Here is a 19,831-nt window from a genome sequence, read left to right as displayed (position 1 = left end):
AGCGAAACGATAAAGTTGAATTCGCCTCCGAAAAAGACGCGGCAACCTCCACTAATCCGGAAGCCGCGGTAACCGCTGTTACCTTGCACTGCCTCTCATCGTCCCGAACCTACGCGCTATACAGGCAAGTAACAGCATCGCGACGATCCCACATGTAGTGGGTTCGGGGATGGTGGTAGCGCCGATGGCGGCTGCTGAAGTGGCGCCAAAATTGTCTTTCCAGATCTGATAGTCGGCCGCGTCGACTAACTCATTGCCGCTTCCATCGGCCACGAGAGACGTGCCCGTCGCGCCGAGCGAGTTGCGCCATACGGTGTAGTCGGCAAGGTTCACCGTGCCATCCATGTTGTAGTCGCCGGCGATGCCCACGATCGACAACAGGCCCGCGGTATGACTGCTGACAGGATGCACCGCAATGTCGTTGGGCTCCGCCATACCGGTGGCGTAGACGATGCCGGTCACTCGAGGGTCGGCGACGAACTCAATCAAGAAGTCACCGCGTGCGCCCGTCGAAAGCGAAATCGGTAACGCCACCAGGCCACTGCCGTCGGGAAGCGAGAGGTTACCATTGCTGTCGACCGTTGGAGGTGGTCCCAGCGTCGGCTCGATGTAGGCGCTAAACGCATTGAGTTCGTCGGCCCCGCCAACCATCTCGCCATAGGCCTTGCCGCTTTCGTCCAGGTCGAAGTCGAGATAAGCGTTCGTGGCAGCGGGTGAGAGGTTTGGTGCGTCGCCTACAATTGTTGGTGGATCGAACGACACGGTACCCGCCGATCCGGCCTGCGGGGTAATAGTAACGACCGCTCCCCATCCGATGGCCGGTACGCTGCTATTGGATTCGATGTCGACAAACATGTCGAGCGACAGTGAGAGCCCACCGTCGTCGACGTGCCAAGCACGGTCGTCCACTCGGAACGCAACGTCGCCCGCAGCACCGTAGGCAATCGCCGGCAGTGTGAGCATTAGAGCTGTCGCGATGATGCTCAAGAGTCTCATACGCCTCTCCCGCCGCGACGGCCGAGCGCGGCCAAACTGCATGAGGTGACCGTTCCTGACTCCAAATCGGCAAACGCTGCATCGACGTCGGCATGCGAATCGCCACGGCCGTGATGAACCAGTTCGCTCGCGTGCGCGAAGTCGCCGCGCCCTGTACGCCCTGTTCCGAGTAACAGGCGTTGCGCATTGAAATGCCACTGGGCGATCGTGCGAATCCGTTCGCTTTGGTCGAGCGTCGCGTCTCGAGCTGTGGGCGATAGCGTCTTCGGTTCACTGGCGAGTTGGCTCCAGGCGGTGTCGAACGCAGCGTTGTCTTCCGAGCTGGGAACTTCCGGGCTCGACAAGGCACTCACCTGAAGCACAGCGGCAGCTGCCGGCGTGGAAGACCACGCCAGGTTGTCGATCACTAGCGCGTTGCCAAAGTCCGTCGGATTGTTGTTGAGGATGCTGACTTTGCTGATCGCCGGGATGTCGGTGGCGATCGCCCAGAACGCTTCGCGATTGTCGGCATTGGCGAACAACTGCGTGCCCACGGTGATCTGCTGGATGATCGCTCCGTCCACGTCGAAAGCGGTCACGGTCAGTGTGTGATTACTCCCCTCGACACCCGTCGCCAGGAAACTTCCCACCGACGCCACCGGCGCGTCGAACTCGAAGGTGAGCGGCTGCGTGTGGTTGGGGTAGTTGGCGTAAACGATGTCGCCATCGGGCTCGTACGTCCCGTCGTAGCCATCCAAGTGCTCGATGATGCCAGAATCGCCCTCGACATCCGCGCCCACTAAGGCGGTCAGGTTCGAGAACGTCACTCCATGGCTGACGGTGAACTCAGTGGGCGAGATGACGCCCGACAGCCCGTCGAACCCGATGACGTTCTCAACCACGCCCAGGAACGTCGCGTAGTCGGACGCTAGGGTGGCGAAAGTGTTCGCGCCGGCGCCATTGAAGGAAGTGGCGACCGGCTTGGGCGGCAGCGTGGTGTTGTAGATGGGAAGCAAAGCGACCAGGTCGGCGCGGTCGACCGCCCCGTCGGCCGTCAAATCGCCATCGTCCTGCGTGGCGCCGCTGGTGGTGCCAAGGTTTCGCTGGATGCGTCCCAACTCCAGCAAGCCGATGCGGTTGTCGCCCGAGGTGTCGCCCGGCAAATTCCGTCGCCATGTGGTGAACGTACCCACCAGCAGCGGATTGGCTGCAGCGTCTTCGACACCGGAACCAACGGCCGGCAAACTGAGTTCGTACTTGCCAGGCACAACGGTCAGCGGCGACAGATTGCTCAGCGTCCAGGTAATGTTGTCGCTGGTGGAGAGCGTCTGCGCTGCGGTAAGCGGCACCACCATGCCGCGACGCCTGAGTACCAGGTCGCCAACGTCGAAGTTGAATACCGGCTCGCTAAAGACGATTTCCACGGTGTCGTTCGCGCTGAAGCTCCTGTTGGGAACTACTTCTGTCATCGAAACGGTCGGTACATCGGGATCGTACAGCCACGCTTCGCTATCGCCAACTAGCAGTTCGTTGCCTGGGAACACCTGGATGTCGCCACCACCAGGATCGAGCGTCAGCTCATAGTCGCCGGCCAGAGAAGTGAGCGTAGATAGGTTCTGCAGCGTCCAGGTCACACCGTCAGTGGTGGTTACCGCCTGCGCCGCTTGCCAATCGACGAGGTGTGCGTCGCGAGTGAGCACCAAATTGTCGAGGCCGAGTCCCGTGATCGGCTTGCTGAACGTGATGGTGGCCGACGCGAGGGCTTGATTCGTCGGGTCGGGCGCGACCATTCCGATCGCCACGGTCGGCGCGACGTCGTCTTTGAGCCACGTGTCCGTTACGACACCCGTCAGCGCATTGCCGGCGAAGTCGGCAATGCCGGAGCCCGTGGCGTCGAGCGTAAGGACGTACAGTCCGTTGGCGCTCGTCACTCCGGACAACCCGGCGACGTGCCAGTTCATCAAGTCGAGCGACGTCGCGGCCGGCAGCCCGGCGAGCGAGACATTGTTGCCGTCTCGAGTCAGCACCAAGTCGCCAACGTCGAATCCAGTGACCGGCACATCGAACGACACCACGATTTCGTCGACCGATATGGTACGCGGATCGGGAGTCACGTCGACAATATCAACTGCCGGCGAACCGGTGAGCACCTGCCACACTTCGCGTTCTTCGGCCTCCAACTGGTTGCCCGCGGCATCCACCAGCCCGGCGTTCTCGACAATCTTGAGCAAGTAGCTGCCTTCGGTCGCCGTCAAACCGGCAAGGCTGCCAATTGTCCAAGTGATGTTGTCACTGGTCGATGGAGCGCTGCTGGCGGAGAGGCCGATCTGCACTCCATCGACAAACAGCTCGATGTCGGCGAGCGTGAAGTTCGTCACCGGTTCGGAGAACACGACATCGATCTGACTGACCGCCGTGTTCCTTGGGTCGGGCACTACGTCCACGATATCGACTCGCGGAGCCGTGTTGTCCACGGTCCAGCTTGTCGTGGCGTTGGTCACCAATTCATTGCCTGCCAGATCGCGGATATTCGAGTCCGCGGCGGTAAGTTCCAGCGTGTAGACACCTTCCTGCTCGGTGAGCACCGAAGTGTCGGCCAGCTGCCAGGTAATGCCATCAGAAGTAGTGAGCGCCTGCGTGCCGCTAAGCAGATTGGGCCCGCCATCGAGCGTCAACCGCACGTCGGCTAGGCCAACACCGGTTACTGGTTCGTCGAAAACGATCGTTAGCGGATTGACGCCATCGTTGCGAGGGTCGGGCGTAATGGCGGGCAGAGAAACCATCGGCGCGGTTTGGTCGACGGTGAACAGCCGCACGTAGTCGGCAAATAGCCCATCCATGTTGCCATCGAGTACGTTGCCCGCGTTGTCGCCAATCGAACTGCTGTACACCGTGAGGCGGTAGTCGTCCTCCGGTAGTGGACCACCCACGATGTCGAGCGTGGCGAACGTGGGAACGCCGTCGCTGGCGGCGAAGTTGTACGTGACGTTCAGCGTGTAGGTCACGTCGTCGCTTCCATCGACATCGTCGATCACACCGTTGGGCCCGGCGCCGCGCAGTTCGTAGCTGGCAGCCGATCCCGCGCCGAACACGTTCTCGCTAAATTTGACCGTCAAGCTGGTCACGTTGGAATTGGTGGAGTTCTCCAGTTCCACAAAGTCGGGCGACGCCCACAGCACCTCGGGAGGACGATTGTCGCCATCGACTTCAAACAAGAATGGGCTCGCGCCTTCGATGTCGGTGCCCGGGCTCGCCTGGCTGTCCATCGTGATGACAATCGCGTAGTCATTGCCGATCGACACACCCAACGGGACAGTCCACAGGTAGGAACCGGTATTTGGCGCATTCAAATCGATTGTCCATTCCACTAGCCCACCAACACCAACATGAACTAGTTCGATTTCGACAAAGTCGTTGGGTGGAGACGTGTCGTAACTCCGCCACTGAATGTCGTACGTTTGTCCCGGCACAAGTTGTTCGGCGCCGATCGGGTAGACCAGTTGGACGTACTCCGGCTCGGAGTTTGAAGCTTGCAGGGTGTTTCCATACACACCGATGTTGGCGAACATTCCGTTGTCGATCGGCTCGAGCGAAAAGTCGGCGCTCGGCTCGCCTGCGTCGACCAGCGGTGAGAGGGCATTGATGTTGGGCATCGGGTTAATCTGCCACACCACGGGCGTAAACACCGGCAGGTCCGTCCCGCCAGCGGTGTCCTTCACCGGGGCGAGCGCCCCTTTGTCAACCTGACCGTACGGACTACGCAGGTGGAAGTTGTCGTCGTCGCCGCTCAGAAGCCCGGCCAGTGAATTGTCGTCGCCATCGGGATCGACCCACACATCGCCCACGTTGGGCGACAGACTATGCAGGTCCTCGCCACCGGTGACGTTCTGCCAGTCGGTAAGCGTGGCCGCGCCCAACCCACCGAAGCTGCCGACGACACCATAGTCGATGATCAGCGCGTTGAAATCGCTGTCGAAGCGATGCGTGCTGGTCGAATCGACCACGATGTCCATGCTCACCGGATCGCCCGGCCCGGCATTGGGGTCGCCCTGCACGTAGATAGCGTTGTGGCGAAGGTGGACGTATTCGGCATTGTTCTGAATCAGCACGCCGATCTCCGCACAGGTGTCGCCTGGGTCCTGCGGCGGGGGATCCGGATCGCCAGTCACGTCGGCATCCTGGATGTCCCACTGCCAGCCGTCGGAGGGTGCATTGAGATTGAACAGGAAGCCTGGGAACGACGATCCCGAAGGCACAAACGTGGGAATCTTCAGTGCATCCAATTCGCCGAACTCCATGGTAGGCTCGACGAGATAGTCGATCACCACGGGCCCATCAGCCAGCAAAGTGGTATCCGTGTCGGTAAAGAAGAAGTCAGCATACAGTTCCAGATGGTTGCTTCCGACCAGCGTCCCGCCAATGTTCTGGAGCACCAGTTGTCCCGCCGAGATCGGACCGACCGACAGGCTGGCTTCGACGATGCCGACTCCCGGAATTGGCTCGAACATGGCCGAGGACAGGTCCATCGCCAAGATCTCGTAATCGATGGTCCACTCTTGGCCTTCGGGGAGCGCTGCAAGCAGTTGCGCGCCAGTGCCGCCGCCAGGGCCAAGGTCGAACGTGTCGCCCAAATCGCCCACCGCGTCCTGAAACTCCATCACCACATTGCCCCACAGCGGCGCCGGGAACATCTGGAACGGCGGACCAAACTGCTGCATGAAGATGTTCATGTCCCAATCGGTATCCACCACGGCTGTCGCCGCCGGATCGTAGGGCGCTGCCACTGCACATGGCTCGTAGACCGTGTTGTACGTGACCTGTGCCGCCTGGCCGGGGCCTTCGATGTTCATCGAGGCGTAGCCAGTCGAGTAGACGAGATTGTGGTCGATCACGCCACTGAACCGATCGACGTGAATGCCGTGCAGTTGGTTGTTGTAGGTCACGTTCCGCAGGACGTTGCTCTCCAGCGATGCCTCGATGCCGGTCACCGTGTTGACGTAGCTACGGTTCTCGATGATGTCGGACGACGATCCGAGGGCGGAAATGCCAATGGTGTGCTGGTGAACGACATTCAGCTCGGCGTCGGCCCCGTCGTCGAGTCGAATGCCGATGTTGGCGTTCTCGTTGACCGTATTGCCCACCACCCACACGTTGCCCGAGGCAAACACGCCATCTTCGTCGTTGTGGTGCACCTTGTTACCCAAAGCCGCCGGCAAGAGCGGATGCCCGACCACAGTCTGGGCCGCACCTGGGTTGATGATGTCGATACCGCGGAAGTTCTGGTACGCCTCGTTGGTGTCGACCACCGCCGCCCCCACACTACGCAAAGCAATGCCGATGTGGGCGTTGTCGTACACCTCACTGCCGCGCAGATGCGTGAGCCGGCTGTCGACAAAAATGCCATTGCGGCCGTTGCTGAACACGGTCAGGTTGTCCAGCTCCGCGTCATCCGAACCACCTTCGATCGATAGCCCATCGCGAGTGTGACCGGTGAGCACGAGTCGGTCGGCTTCGAGCTGCGTACTGCCGCCGCGAGTGCGAACGCCGATGTCCGCTCCGACAATCGTTAATTCGGCAAGCGTCATCGACGGCGCGGCGATCATCTCCAGTGCCGTGGCCGGCGCGAAGGGATTTGCGCGGTCGATGGTTGCCGTGCCCAGCCCGCCTATGGGCCCGAGAATCGACGTGCTCAAAACCGTGTTCATGCGCGGGTCATCGGGCAGTGCCGCGCCGCTGAGGTTCAGGTTCACCGCGTGAATGTAGTCGCCGGTGTCGACTCGCACCACATCGCCGGCGCCCATGGCATAGGAGAGCACCAACGGTCGGATGACCACCTTCGGAGCATCGGCCGTCAGGCCGGTGTTGCGATTGTCGCCAACGGCGCTGGTGTAGACGTCGCCGAAGGCCGAACTGTCGTTCACGTAGAACGTATTGGCTAGCGCCGGATCGTGATCGACGATGGCGAAGGGCTCGCGGCTTTCTTCGACGAGCAACGTGCCGCTAGCGGTCTCCATGTGAATGCGATATCGCTTGGTATTGTCGCCAGACACAAAGCTGCCGGGCGTCCACGTAGTCGACCCCGCGGAGGCGGCGACGGTAGCAATGTCGGCCACCTTGCCTACGCCTACTTCGTAGAGGTCGATGTCCAAGTCAACGCCGCCGGCGATGTTGTTTGACTCCCACGCCAGCGTGTAGGTTCGCGAGGGCACCAGGTCGACGTAGAAGTTCGGCTCGGTAATCTCCAACCGGTGCGTCGGCGACTGCGTCGCTTGGGGCGTGTTGCCGTACGCACCGAGATTCACACGGTTGCCGTTAGGTGAAGGCTCGAGGTTGTAGGCGGTCGTCGGGTCGCCAGCGTCGATACTGGTGGAGCCGGATTGCAGGTGATAGTCGTCGCTCGCCAGGTCGACGAACAAGGGATCGTCGAGCGTCGGGTGAAGCACCGTGGTGCCAAGTGAATGCAGGTCGGACTCGGCCTCGACCTGCCAATCGTACAGGTCGGAGAATCCCTTGCCTTGGAACGCCACGCCCCCGCCGCTGGTAAAGAAGTTGTTATAGTCGCTGTCGTAGCCGAACTGACTCTCCGCTTCGACGAACAAGCCAAACCCTGCAGCCGTGGAAACGATGTTGTTGCGTATCACCACCTCGTCAATGGCGCCTTCCAACTGGATCCCGCTGCCGCTAGGTACGTAGATGGTGTTGTTGACGATTTCGACGTCGGTCGCGCCCGAAACCAACAGGCCGCTACCTGTGTTGCGGTAAATAAGGTTGTGGTGAATATCGGACGTACCGAGCACTTCGATGCCGGTCTCGTTGGCATAAACTCGGTTGAAGCGGACCTCCGCGCCGGGCAGGGCCTGGACGCCCACGGTGTTGTGGTGAATCAGGTTCGAGAGGTTGATGTCCCAACTGTCGGGCCCGATGATACGGCTGCTGCTGACGCCGGTTGTGTTGTTGTGGATGTCGTTGGCCACCAGTTGCGTCTGGTCGCCGCTCACCTCGACGCCGAGCGTGTTGGAATAGATGTCGGTGTGGCGAACGATCGCGCCGGCCGAATTATCAGGCACCAGCACGCCGGTATCGTTGCCGAAGACACGATTCGGCGCGAGCCCCCCAGGCGCGCCGAACGGCGCCGGATTGTCCGGCCCCACTACACCGCCAATGGTCTCGATACCGACCCCACCGCCATGAATGTCGTTGTCCCACACCTGGGCGACACGGCTTTCCCACAGCATGCCGGTCGCGCGGCCACCGATATCATTACCAACGACGATCGCCGGCGCGTGTGCGGCGAGGTGGATACCGAGCGTCCCGCTTTCGGTGAACGTGTTGCCGTCGATCGTGTTGACCGCGTAGCTCGCTACATCGATCGAGGTGCCCTGGTTCTGGAAGTCGCTTCGCGTAATCAAGTTGCCCGTGGCATCATCGGCGCTGTTGCCAAGGATCTGAATGCCATGGCCGCTACCGGCGAAGGCGCTACGGACGAACAAGTTGTTGTCTGAGTCGTCGATCACCAGATTGACGCCTGAGCCGGAAAACTCGGCCAAGTCGAACACGTTATTGTCGGAGCCAAAGAGCGTGAGGCCCGGGCTGTTGCTGGCGAATTTCACGCGATGGAACAGGTTGTCGTTGGCGTTCTCCAGGCTCACACCTGAAAGTGTGCTGCCCTTGATGCTGCCGATGTACATCGCGCCTTGATCGTCGGTGGTGATCGTGCCACCTGCGGCGTGGGTGCCGGTCTCCAGCACCACGATGTCGTTCGGGCCGAGGTCGTACGTATCGAGCACCGACTGCAACGACGGCTTCGGCTTGCGATGCGTCAGCCCGTCGTACTTGGCGTCGCCGGGTGCGGTAGTGTAGTAGGCGTCGCCCCGGTCGAATGCACCGGTCGGATTGACGTAAATCACACGGGTGTCGCTCGTCTGATCGGGCTCGATAGCCAGCTGGTAGTTGTTCAGCTCGCCGCTGCCGTTGACGCGAACGAAGTAGTTGCCCGCCGGCACGTCCAGCAGCACGGCGAACTCGCGGTCGGTGCCGCTCTTGCCCTCGGCCAGCAATTGCCCCCCGGCGTCGTACACTTCGAGCTCAATGGCGCCGTGCACACCGCTGTGGCGAATGTCAACCTCGATGCTGTCCTCGCGCAGCAGTTCGAACTCGAACCAATCGACGTCGCCGGTGCTTTCGATGCTCAGTCCATCAATGTGCAGTCCGGGACCGGCGCCGAGGAATCGCGAAGTGCCCATCGAGTTGTTGCCGGTGAACCGGTCGGTGAATATGTCTTCGTCGGTGAATTCGAAACTGGCGATTTCGATTTCGGCAAATGTGAACTCCACGCGCTTGAACAGCAGTTCGACGTAGGCGTCCAGGTGAGCGGTGATCGAACCTCCCAGATCAAACGTGCCGGTCACGCCCAGCGGAATATTGGCGATCAGCTCGTCGAGATGGACTTTGCCGTCGTTGTTGGTATCGACCAGATCGGCCGTGAGTTCCAAATCCACACCACCAGACACACCCGCTCCGACAACAATCAGGCTGATCTCCGCACCGGCGTTGATGCTGCCAAACAGCGTGGCCTCGGGCACGTCCTCTCCAGTGCCGTCGGGATTCTCAGTGTCGCTCAGATAGAAACCATTGAACACGTCCCACCAGTCGCCAGTTTCCGCAGCTTCCTGGATGCCGTGGCTGTCAAAACCCACCGCCAAGTCGATCCGTGCTCCAATGCTGCCGCTTATTGAAGCAAACAGCGGAATCGGTGGGATGAGCGGGCCGATCTTGATGATCGGGAACGGGAAACTGACCTCGAGCGGCGGGATGTCGTACAAGAACAGGTCGACCGACTGGCCGATTAAGAGTTGAAAGACCGATGTTGGGTTTTCAATGAGCGGCAGGATGATGCCGAGTTCCTTGAGGTCGTCAAAGAAGTCGCCAGCGTCGTCGTCCGCCATCTTCAGGTTCATCACCGGGTCTTGCACGTCGGTGACCATCGGGTTGGCCCCGACCAGGGCATCGTCGTCGCGAAGGTCGACTTCGCCCATGCTGGAGTCGACGATGATGAAATCGCCGAGCGGAATCATCAAGTCGTCCGACACTTCCGGCACGCTGTTGATCACATTGATGATGCCGGCAACTGCTTCGACGTAGTCGGCCTCGGTGGCGTAGCCCAGCGCGCGGGCGATGTCGAGCGGCGTGAAGTCGAAGCCAAACTCCGAAATCAGTGGAATGGGCGACGTGACGAACTCGACAATCGGCTGAATGGGCTGCGTGAACTGCTGAACCTGCTTCAGCACGGTATCGGCAAAGTCGGCAATGAACTCACCAGCGTTGAGCGTGATGTTCGTAAACGCGACCGTGGGGACTCCGCCTTCGAGGTCTTGTCCGCTGTTCGAACCGGCAAAGTCCCACACCACGGTGAACTCGGAACCGATGGACGGGAACCGAGAGTCGCCCTCGAAGCTCACCAGCAAATCGAGGTTCATCTCCGCCACGCCAACCAGATCGACCGCCAGGGCGTCGTCGATGTCAATGTCGCCCAGGAAGACCTTTTCGATTTCCGTTTCGGTCATCTTCCCGGTATCGATCGGATCTTCGGGGTCATCGAACGGATCGAGAAAGTCAACGGTCAGCCCCGCCGTGAACGAACTGGGATCGCGACCGTCCATGTCAACGTCGATGCCATCGTTGTTCGGGTTGCTGTCGGCGTCTTCGTCGGCGACGTCGATTTGCAGGAACGCCAACTCGCCCCGCGCCTCGAGGTCGGGCGTGCGGATTTCGAGGTCAATGCTAATCTCGTCTTCCTCTTCGGTCAGCAGGTAGAAGCCGTAGCGATTGCTCACGCCGAAGCTCAGGTTCCACTCGTAGCCAAGCAGGATCTCCAAGTCGCCCTCAACGTCCAACCCGAGCCCCGGCAGTCCGATATCGAAATCGATGGGCGTGTTGAGCACGGTCAGGTCCTGCCCAAGGTCGAGGTAGAACTCCACCTGATCGACCTTGCCGTCCTGTTCGAGGTCCATGTTGACGAATTCGACGTCGTCGATGGTCACCGTCCCGCTGCCGTCGCGATCCTTGAGGATATTCAATCCAGTCGGACCGGTCGCGAGCCACAGCGCGGTCTGCAGGGCTGCGCCGGTGTCGCCTTCGGTCTCGTGGAATCGGGCGGTGATCTGACTGATCATCTCTTCGTGGACTTCTTCCAGGAAATCGGCCACTTTGCCCAGGTCCTTGCCAACAAATGGCAAGTCCACACTGCCAACCTTGCCGTTGAATGCGTCGATGGCGATCTGGAACCAAGCGTCGAGACCCGCCAGCACGGCCGAGACGTTGTCCAGCAAACCGTTGTTCTCTTCCTCCTTCGGCTCCTCTTCTTCTTCGAGATCGGGCACCATCAGCGTCGTCGTGCCGGCGATGTCCGCAAGATCGCCAATCCGCAGCTCCAGATTGCCGATGTAAGTGCTGGGATTCGGATAGTAGATCGGCAACACGACGTTCACCTGACCGGTGATGCTGACATCGACATTGTCCAGATCGATGGTAGCCAGCGAAATCTTCCCTTCGCTGGTGCCCGCGTTGTTGTCGGAAAGCTGAATATCGACAATCGCCTGATCTCGCGTGATGTCCAACCCGTCGTCATCGACCAGCAGCTCGCCATTGCGAACATGGATGCCCCAGAACAGGATATTCGCGTCGAACGAAATGTTCTGCGCATTGATTTCCGCCTTCGCGGTCAAGTACGACGACTCGTACACGAACGGGATCAGATTCAACGCGTTGCTGATGTCGATGCCGAACGAGAGCTGGAAGTCGAGTTCGAAGTCGACATTCAACAGCGCCGAGCCGCGCAGGTCGACAAGAATCTCGATGATCTCGGTCCCGAACACGTCGGTAAAAGGAAACTCCAACGCGATGGGGATCTGCTTGACGAACTCCTCATGAATCATCAAGTCCGCCCGAATCACGTTGCCATTTTCGACCAGTGAGATGTCGAGGTCCTCGTCGTCGAGGCCGATGGCTTGCTCGAGCTTCAGTTCCACGTCGTCCAGTGCGGCCGCCGGGTCGTTTTGGAAAGCGATCACGAACTCGGCGAACCTTCCAGAGAACTCGCCCAATTCGCCCAGCGACTTGCTGATGCCTGGGATATCCATACCGTAGAACGAGTGGTCTTCGAGCGATCCAAGGTAGTCGCCCACACCGCCCAGCGCTGCACCGAAGTCGGCGCTCGAGAGGTTCTCGAACGGCTCGAGTTCCGACCCGTCGACCATTGTCACCACGGCCGCGCCCGTGCTGCGGTCGGCCCAGTTGATGGTGAGTTCGGGACTGGTGGTGAGCGATTCACCAAGAATGTCCGCATCGACTGGCAGCGACACGCTCACCGCACCGCTCAGCGTCGGCACGTCGACCACGTTGGTGATGTCGAGAGCCACCGCCTCGAACAGTTCGAACAACCCCACCCGGCCACCCGGCGTTTGGGTGGCGACGTCCTTCAGTTGGAGCGAGAAGTCGGCCGTTGACGTGCCGCTGCCGCTATCGACCGCTACACCCAGAAACCCGACTTTGGCGTCGCCGTCGATGTCGCTTGCAGTAAGTGACAAAGCCCCATCAATCGTCGCGTTTTCGAGGAACGCATGATTGGCCAGCGAATCAAACGCGAAGTGCCGCTCTCGAAAACCCAACTCGGTGACGATCGGGTCGCTGCTTGCTGGTCCGCTGGGATTGTAATCGGCCGCGGTAAGCTCCAGCGCCGCCACGCCGAGCGTCGAAGTGATGGTCGAGAACGTCAGCCGATCGCTGGCGTCCAAAGCGGCCACCACACTGGCACTTAGTCCTGCGGTGGCGAGCGCGGCGTTCAAGTCGGCTACCAGGTGACTGCGATTCGTATTGTCGCTGGTGCTGGCGGCCGTTAGTGCCACGGCCACCGCGCTGCCGAAACCGAGATTCAGGGTGAAGGCCGAGTCGGTCGAGATCTGTCCATTGGCGGGAGCCGCCGCGGTGGCTGTCATCACAGCGCTTAAATCATCGAGCGAAACGCCTAGCGTCATCTCCAAATCGCCATCGGCGTTGAGCGTTGCTTCGCTGGCTGATGTGAAATCAGAGATCGGACTCAAATCGAGCCCGAACCCCACTGGCACGTTCGTCGGCAGGTAAGTGTGATCGACGATCAGGTGATAAGTCAGCTCCTTGGTCGTGGGATTGTAGTCCGCGTCGATCGTCGCCAGCGACAACCCGAGCGCGCTCGCCAGCGCGGTCTCCAGCTGTTGGGCCGTAGCAAAAATCGGGATTCCGTCCATATCGACCAGCGGAGCTATCACCCCTTCGGTGACAATCTCATCCAGGGCGATCAAGTCGCCAATCCGCCCGTCGGCGGCGAGCAGCGCGTCGGAGTCGAGCACCTCGGTACCGCCGAGCGAGTCGAGCCAGTTGGCAAGCTGCTCGAGTACGCCAACAAAGCCGAATGAACTGATATTCGAAAAGCTCTGCACCTCATCGTACGCGCCGTTGAACGACAGCGACGGCGCAACGAACGGGTTGGCGGAGTTAAAGCTGATGGTTGGCGTGCCACTGGGCGAGAAGCTGCCCAAAGTGCCGGGGTTGGCCGTGACCGATCCACTAGCACTCCCCGACTCGACGAACGACACAAACAACGACAGCTCCGTGCCCTCGAGCTCGGCCAGCGTGATGTTGCCAGCGGCGTCGAGGTCGGGATTGGCCAGGCTGATTACGAGGTTGGCGTCGAGCGCCAGGTTGCCCGAAGTGAGCGTTGCGTCGAAGAAGCCCAGTTTCATCGGGCCGGTCGGTACGCTTGGTACGTTCGCATCGACTTCAGCCGCCAGGCTTGCCGGCCGGATGAAGAACGCCTCGTCGTCGTCCAGTCCACCCGTCAGGTCGATTCCAAACGTGAAGTTAAATGTCAGCACCGCGTCGGCCGAGATGGTCGAACCAAATGCGATGCCCAACGCCTCGCCCTCGGGTCCCAGGCTGGGGTTCACTGACAGCGCTCGATCGGCCTGGAACTCGAGCGTGAAGACGACCTCGTTCTCCGCCGAATCGTACCCGCCACTGACATTGGCCACCGACAGCGTCACGTTGTCGAAAGTGAAGTTGTCGAGCGCTTCGATGGCGGTAACCAGTTCGTCGGTGGTTGGAGTAACATCCAAGGCGAAGTAATCGGCGATGGGATCAGCCAAGCCTTGACCGAGCAGGTCACCGAGGTCGATCGACTCACCGACCGAGAGCCCCGTGGTCGGTAACAACTGCGACGCCAGGTCGTGGTCGTCGAGCGTGTCGGCCCATTGGCTGAGACCATCGAGTCCGCCGGCAAGCTGATCTTGCTGCGTCGACGTAATAGCAGCGTCGGTAAGGCTGAGTAGCCTTCGCGCTTCGAGCGTTTCGAGCTTCAGTCGACGCACTCGCTGACCGAGTGCGTTGCGCGCATGGAAAACGGTCCCCTTACGCCGAGAGCGACGTCGTTTCGACACGGGCGTAGTCCTCGAATGTTACCGCCTTGATGAGGCTCGAACCCCGAAAAGTCACGCCACTTCCCCGTCCCGTGCGATTCCAGCACTCTAGTAGAATGCAGGTTCGAAAGCACGCAGTTCCGCCGATCAGCTTACACCAGCCAAACCCAAAAAGCAAAGAATTAGTCGAACAGTTCCCCCCAATTCAGAGGGGGGACGTCGATCCAGCCGCTTGATGAACCAATGCCCCATCGCGGCAGGCCGTCGGGTAGAATACAAGCCGTGATGTTACCAACCAGCGCGAGTTACGCGAATCAAATCTCTGTGTGACTTATGTACAACGACGCGATCCGTTTCGCACTTCAAGCGTGCTTGTTCGTCCTAATAGCAATCGCGTTGGTACTGGCCCCCTCGCCCTGTGATGCGCAGAACCCCGCTGCCGCGCAAACCGACGATGCACACTGGGACTTCAAGCTCCAGGTGCGCGGACCCGAAGGCCAGCCTGCGCCTAACGTGAATGTAAGCACCAGGAACACGAAACAACTAGGCAAGGAGCAGGTGCTCGAAGGAGAGTTTATCAAGAGCTATGGCTACGGCGCACGCTTGATAACAGACGACCAGGGCGTACTACGACTACGATTTGCAGAACACCCGGGCAGCCTCACTTTGGTCATCGAACACGCAGGTTACGCCCCCTACTGGGCCGCATGGCGGTCGAGCGGCCAGCCGGTGGAGATTCCCACTGAGTTCACGGCTGTGTTGCAGAAAGCGTGGTCGGTGGGTGGAGTGGTAGTGGACGAGTCGGGCAAGCCCTTGGAGGGCGCGACAGTGCATCCCAGAGTCGATTTTAAGAAACGCGCTGGCGATACGCAGCAACTTGGCGTGGGAACCCAGATCAAGACCGACAAGCAGGGCGCTTGGCGCTACGACTGCGTGCCGGATGACATGAAGAGCGTGCACGTTACGATCGACTTCCCCAACTTTCAACCAGCGCGGCAGGATCTGGCTCGCGTGTCGTACGCGCTCGAACCGGACGAGAAGCCGCACGCCCAGATAGTCATATCTCCTGGACTGATGGTGCATGGTCGAGTTACCGATACGGACGGCGAGCCAATCGCCGGTGCGCTGGTGAAGACCAAGCTCTTGAATGAACTGCGAAAGGCCACCACTGACGAATCGGGTTACTACATCCTGCAAGGCTGCGAGCCTCACTTGACCAGAATCGTTGTTTCCGCGACAGGTAAGGCTACCGACATGAAGGAAGTCCGCGTGAAAGCAGACATGCAGCCGGTCGACTTCGAGATGCAGCCGGGTGGCAAGGTCCGCATTCGCGTAGTCGACGAGCAAGGGAATGGAATCCCCAAGGCGCGCATCTTCTTTCAACGCTGGCGGGGACGCTTCGAGTACTTTGAGTTTGACCACGTCTCTCAATACGCGGACGACAACGGGGTGTGGGAATGGAACGAAGCGCTGGATTCATTCTCCGCCGATATTTGCCGTCCGGGCGGCATGCAATTGTCGGAGCAGCCGATCATCGCACGAGAGGAGGAGTATGTTTTTAATCCACCACCGGCTCTGGTGGTGTCGGGCAAGGTGACCAATGCCAAGACAGGAGAACCGGTCGAGGCATTTCACGTGATCCCCGGATTGCGGAGCGGAGGAAGAACGAACTGGATTGAACGAGACAGCTTCGACGCGAAAGGTGGGAAGTATCGCGTGCGGATGACGCACGGCTATCCGGCTCACCTGGTGAAGATTGAAGCCGAGGGGTATCGCGTGGCTATCTCTCGGGATATCAAGACCGACGAAGGCGAAGTGAATTTCGATTTCGAACTGCAGCCGGCCGAGAGCATTGCTGTATCGCTCGAAACTCCAGACGGCAAACCAGCAGCCGGAGCCAAGATCGCGCTAGGCGTCGCCGACTCGCAGATCAGCGTCAAAAATGGCGCCATCGACGACGGGTCGACCTACGCTACTCGCATCAATGCAGATAGCAACGGACACTTCAGCATTCCACCGCGCGAAGGAGATTTCCAGTTGGTCATCACGCATTCGGAAGGATTCGCTTACCTGCGAACCATCGACGGGCCCATTCCGAACGCGGTCCGGCTGCAACGCTGGGCGCGTGCCGAGGGCACCTTCCGGGTAGGTGACAAGCCCGCAGAGGGCGTGACGCTCGAACAAAACGGCGCCGGCATTCACTCCTACGGCGACAGCGTGCCCAACATATTCACTTCGGAACGAACGACAACGGGAGAGGGTGGACACTACGTATTCGAGCGATTGTTTCCTGGTGAGGGCCGCATCGGTCGGCGAATCATCTTGCTGGTTGACGATGGCGCCACGGAAGTGACCTCGTCGGCGAGAGTCGCGGCGACATTCAAGTCGGGAGAGACCACGCACTTGGATCTCGGCGGAGTGGGACGTGCGGTGATTGGCCAACTTGTGCCACCCGATAACGCCGGAAATGACATTCATTGGCCGTTGGCGATCTTGTATGTATCGACCGGCATCGTGCCTCCGCCACGCCCAACACCTCCCGCTGATGTACGGAACAATGCTGCCAAAAACGACGCTTGGTGGGCGGAGTGGAGACAATCGCCAGAAGGCATCGCGTGGCAGGCGGCCCGTCAAAGCTACGAGCAAGCAAGAAAGTCCACGCCCTCATTCACTGTAACGGTGGGCGACGAAGGTCGATTCCGGATCGACGACGTACCGGCAGGTGTTTACAAGCTCAGCGCTCGATTCAGAGAGCGCGGACCTGGTGGCATCAGAGATTATCGATTCGAGGTTCCCAAAACCGAAGGGGGCAACGAGCCCTTCGACCTTGGTGAGTTACAACTCGAGTAACGGAAAAACTCACTCGTGGGCAACACTACGAGTTGCACACGGAACAGAATTTTCAGGGGCAACGGTATGAAAAGAGATCCATCTCGAAGGCAGTATGGAGGTTATTGTTGTATAGTAAGCCTGCTAATGATCAGCGGCGTCGCCATGGCCGAACCCTCTGCACCAGCGGCCGAACGCGCTAGCAGTCCCGCACTCGATAGTTTGGGCGACCCGCTGCCGGATGGTGCCATCCTGCGAATGGGGACGCAGCGGTTCCGGCATCCTTCATCCGTTACTCAACTCGCTCTCTCTCCCGATGGCGACAAGGTGATGTCGATTGGTAGTGACGAGTTGATTGCTTGGAACCGGTCGACCGGCAAAGAACTCTGGCGTACAGGAATGCCGCGGAATATGAGCTTTTCTGCGGCGGCGTATGGCATGAGACCGTTGGTGTTCTCCAGCAACAGTCATCACTTCTTCACGATCGGCCCTTTCAATCAGCTGCTCGTCTGGGATCTCGCGAGCGGCGAGTCGCGTGCGGTAAATCTCAACTCATCGTTGTCGCCGCAAGTGTTGCAGATGCGCACCGTGGGCAAGTCGATAGACGTCACTCGCGACGAGACCAAGTTCGCGGTGGGATTCTCCAGTGGAGTCGTCGTTTGCGATTCCGAGGGTCGCGTGCACTTCGAGATCGAGAACAATCCCACCGATGCGCTCGACTTCAACAGTCGGGATCGGCTGAGATTCGGAGGCCACTACTCATATGCGGTCTTCTCACCGGATGAGAAGACTTTGGCAGTGGTCACGAGTGACGCGCCGACCGTTATCCGCCTGCACGATGCAACCACCGGCGAAGAAATGCGGCGCATCGAGCTGACTGATCGCCTGGTGCGAATGGCCTTCTCCCCGGATGGCAAACATATCGTGGGAACCGAGCGCGACATCGCCGCCAGGCAGTACGCGGTCGACACCTGCGAAGAAGTGTGGGCGTATAAGATTGAACCTACAACCAAGGCCGAAAGTTACACCTCAGGTGTTGCCTACAGCCCCAACGCCGACATTATCGCTGTGGGCGCACCGATCGGCGCGGACCACGACATCCACTTACTTACAGCGGAAGATGGAAAGCTGAAGAAGGTGCTGACCGGTCACCAATGGAAGCCATGGACGGTCGCTTTCTCCGATGACGGAAAAACGTTGTTCTCCTCCGGATGGGATGGGGCTGTGCGGCGGTGGGATATGGAAACACTCGAGCAATTGCCTCTTCCGGTAGGAGTACGGGCGACAAGAGTTGTGACGCTGTCGCCCGTCGGAGATCGCGTGGCGTACGAAGACGACTCGGGCGCGGTGCACGTTCTGCATGGCGATGGTACGGTAGAGCGAACCTTGACTACCCCCAACGCCGGCTACGCGCAGCTAAAATTCTCCGGCGATGGCAAATGGCTCTGTGGCGGTGGCACCATCGGCGATCAAGTACACGTGATTGTATGGAACGTTGAAGATGGCGCCGTGCGGAAGCGATGGGAGTGGCCCAAGGGAAAGGACCCTCATTCGCACGTCGAGTGCCTGGACTTCAGTTCCGACGGCAAATACCTGGCCGCTGCTGTGTTTCGCCAGTCGGCTGCGTATCTCTGGGATTTGTCCACCGACGAACCCGCCCGAAAGCTCCCGCACGGCGAAGTTTATGGGCTTTCGTTCAGTCCGGCGGGCGATGTGTTGGCAACCGCCGGATGGGATCGCAAGGTGCGATTCTGGAACTCCGCCGACGGCCAACTCCAGCGCGATTTCGAAGTGAACAAGGAGCTAGGCAACGGTGGCGACAATCGCATGTACACGGTCTGCTATAGTCCCAAAGAGGATACCCTGGCCACAGCGCACCTCGACGGAAAGGTGCGTCTGTGGGATGCCGCCGAAATGCGCAAGCTAAGGGAATTCCAAGTGCCCGGGCGGTTCGTCTACGGCACGATAGCCTTTTCGCCGGATGGCTGGTTGCTGGCGACCGGCAGCATGACGGGTGCGGTACAGTTGTGGGAACCCTGGACGGGCCAAGAAGTTCGCAACTTGGGGAAGCACGACCACTATGCCTACACGGTGGGATTTGGTCCCGGCCGACAAACCCTCGTGAGTGGTGGAAGCGATGGAGTCTGCTACCTGTGGGATCTCGAGCCACCGGACCTTCCTGCGCATGCGGAAATGCCGCAACTGTGGAGCGAACTGCGCGGCGACGCGGACACCGCGTACCGAGCAATGTGGACCATGCAGCGAGAGCCTCAACAAGCGGCGGAGTTTCTCGTCACCAAGCTGCGCGGCATATCTACAGTGATCGACCGTGGTCAAGCTGTGACGGAGCAGCCAACTGCAATAGACGAGCGTCAAGAACGCTTGTTGTCGCTACTGGCCCAGAAAGACGACAAGGTCGAAACGCACACTACTGTACGTCGGGCAATGGTCGCCTTGGAACAATTGGATACCCCCGCAGCGTCCCAAGCTCTGGAAGAACTTGCAAGAGACGCGAATGCAGAGGCGGTATTGCAACTTGCGAGCCAAGCGCTAATGCGATTGGCCGACCAACAATAGGG

General features: G+C 59.9%; 4 protein-coding genes. 2 read left to right on the top strand and 2 right to left on the bottom strand.

From position 1 onward, the window contains the following. Positions 1-78: 78 nt before the first annotated feature. Both ACQK2L_RS12670 and ACQK2L_RS12665 read right to left on the bottom strand, forming a co-directional pair. A complete protein-coding gene (locus tag ACQK2L_RS12670; RefSeq protein WP_425397341.1) occupies positions 79-996 on the bottom strand; it encodes a hypothetical protein in 918 nt (305 codons plus the stop codon). Further along, the gene (locus tag ACQK2L_RS12665) at positions 993-14,444 is read right to left on the bottom strand and encodes a right-handed parallel beta-helix repeat-containing protein (protein ID WP_425397340.1); all 13,452 of its coding nucleotides are present in this window, start codon (positions 14,442-14,444) and stop codon (positions 993-995) included. Before ACQK2L_RS12665 ends, ACQK2L_RS12670 begins: the two co-directional genes overlap by 4 nt. 312 nt (positions 14,445-14,756) lie before the next feature. Here ACQK2L_RS12665 and ACQK2L_RS12660 point away from each other — a divergent pair, with 312 nt between their 5' ends. Together ACQK2L_RS12660 and ACQK2L_RS12655 are read left to right on the top strand one after the other, a co-directional pair. After that, the gene (locus ACQK2L_RS12660) at positions 14,757-17,273 is read left to right on the top strand and encodes a carboxypeptidase-like regulatory domain-containing protein (protein WP_425397339.1); all 2,517 of its coding nucleotides are present in this window, start codon (positions 14,757-14,759) and stop codon (positions 17,271-17,273) included. Between the two features lie 144 nt (positions 17,274-17,417). Then, complete coding sequence (locus ACQK2L_RS12655; RefSeq protein ID WP_425397338.1) at positions 17,418-19,829, top strand: WD40 repeat domain-containing protein; 2,412 nt, start codon at positions 17,418-17,420, stop codon at positions 19,827-19,829. Positions 19,830-19,831: the final 2 nt, after the last annotated feature.

Origin of the sequence: Aeoliella sp. (assembly GCF_965227375.1) — a bacterium.
Classification (GTDB): Bacteria; Planctomycetota; Planctomycetia; order Pirellulales; family Lacipirellulaceae; genus Aeoliella.
The sequence above is the reverse complement of the archived record's forward strand: the minus strand, read 5'-3'. Positions and strand labels throughout refer to the sequence as shown.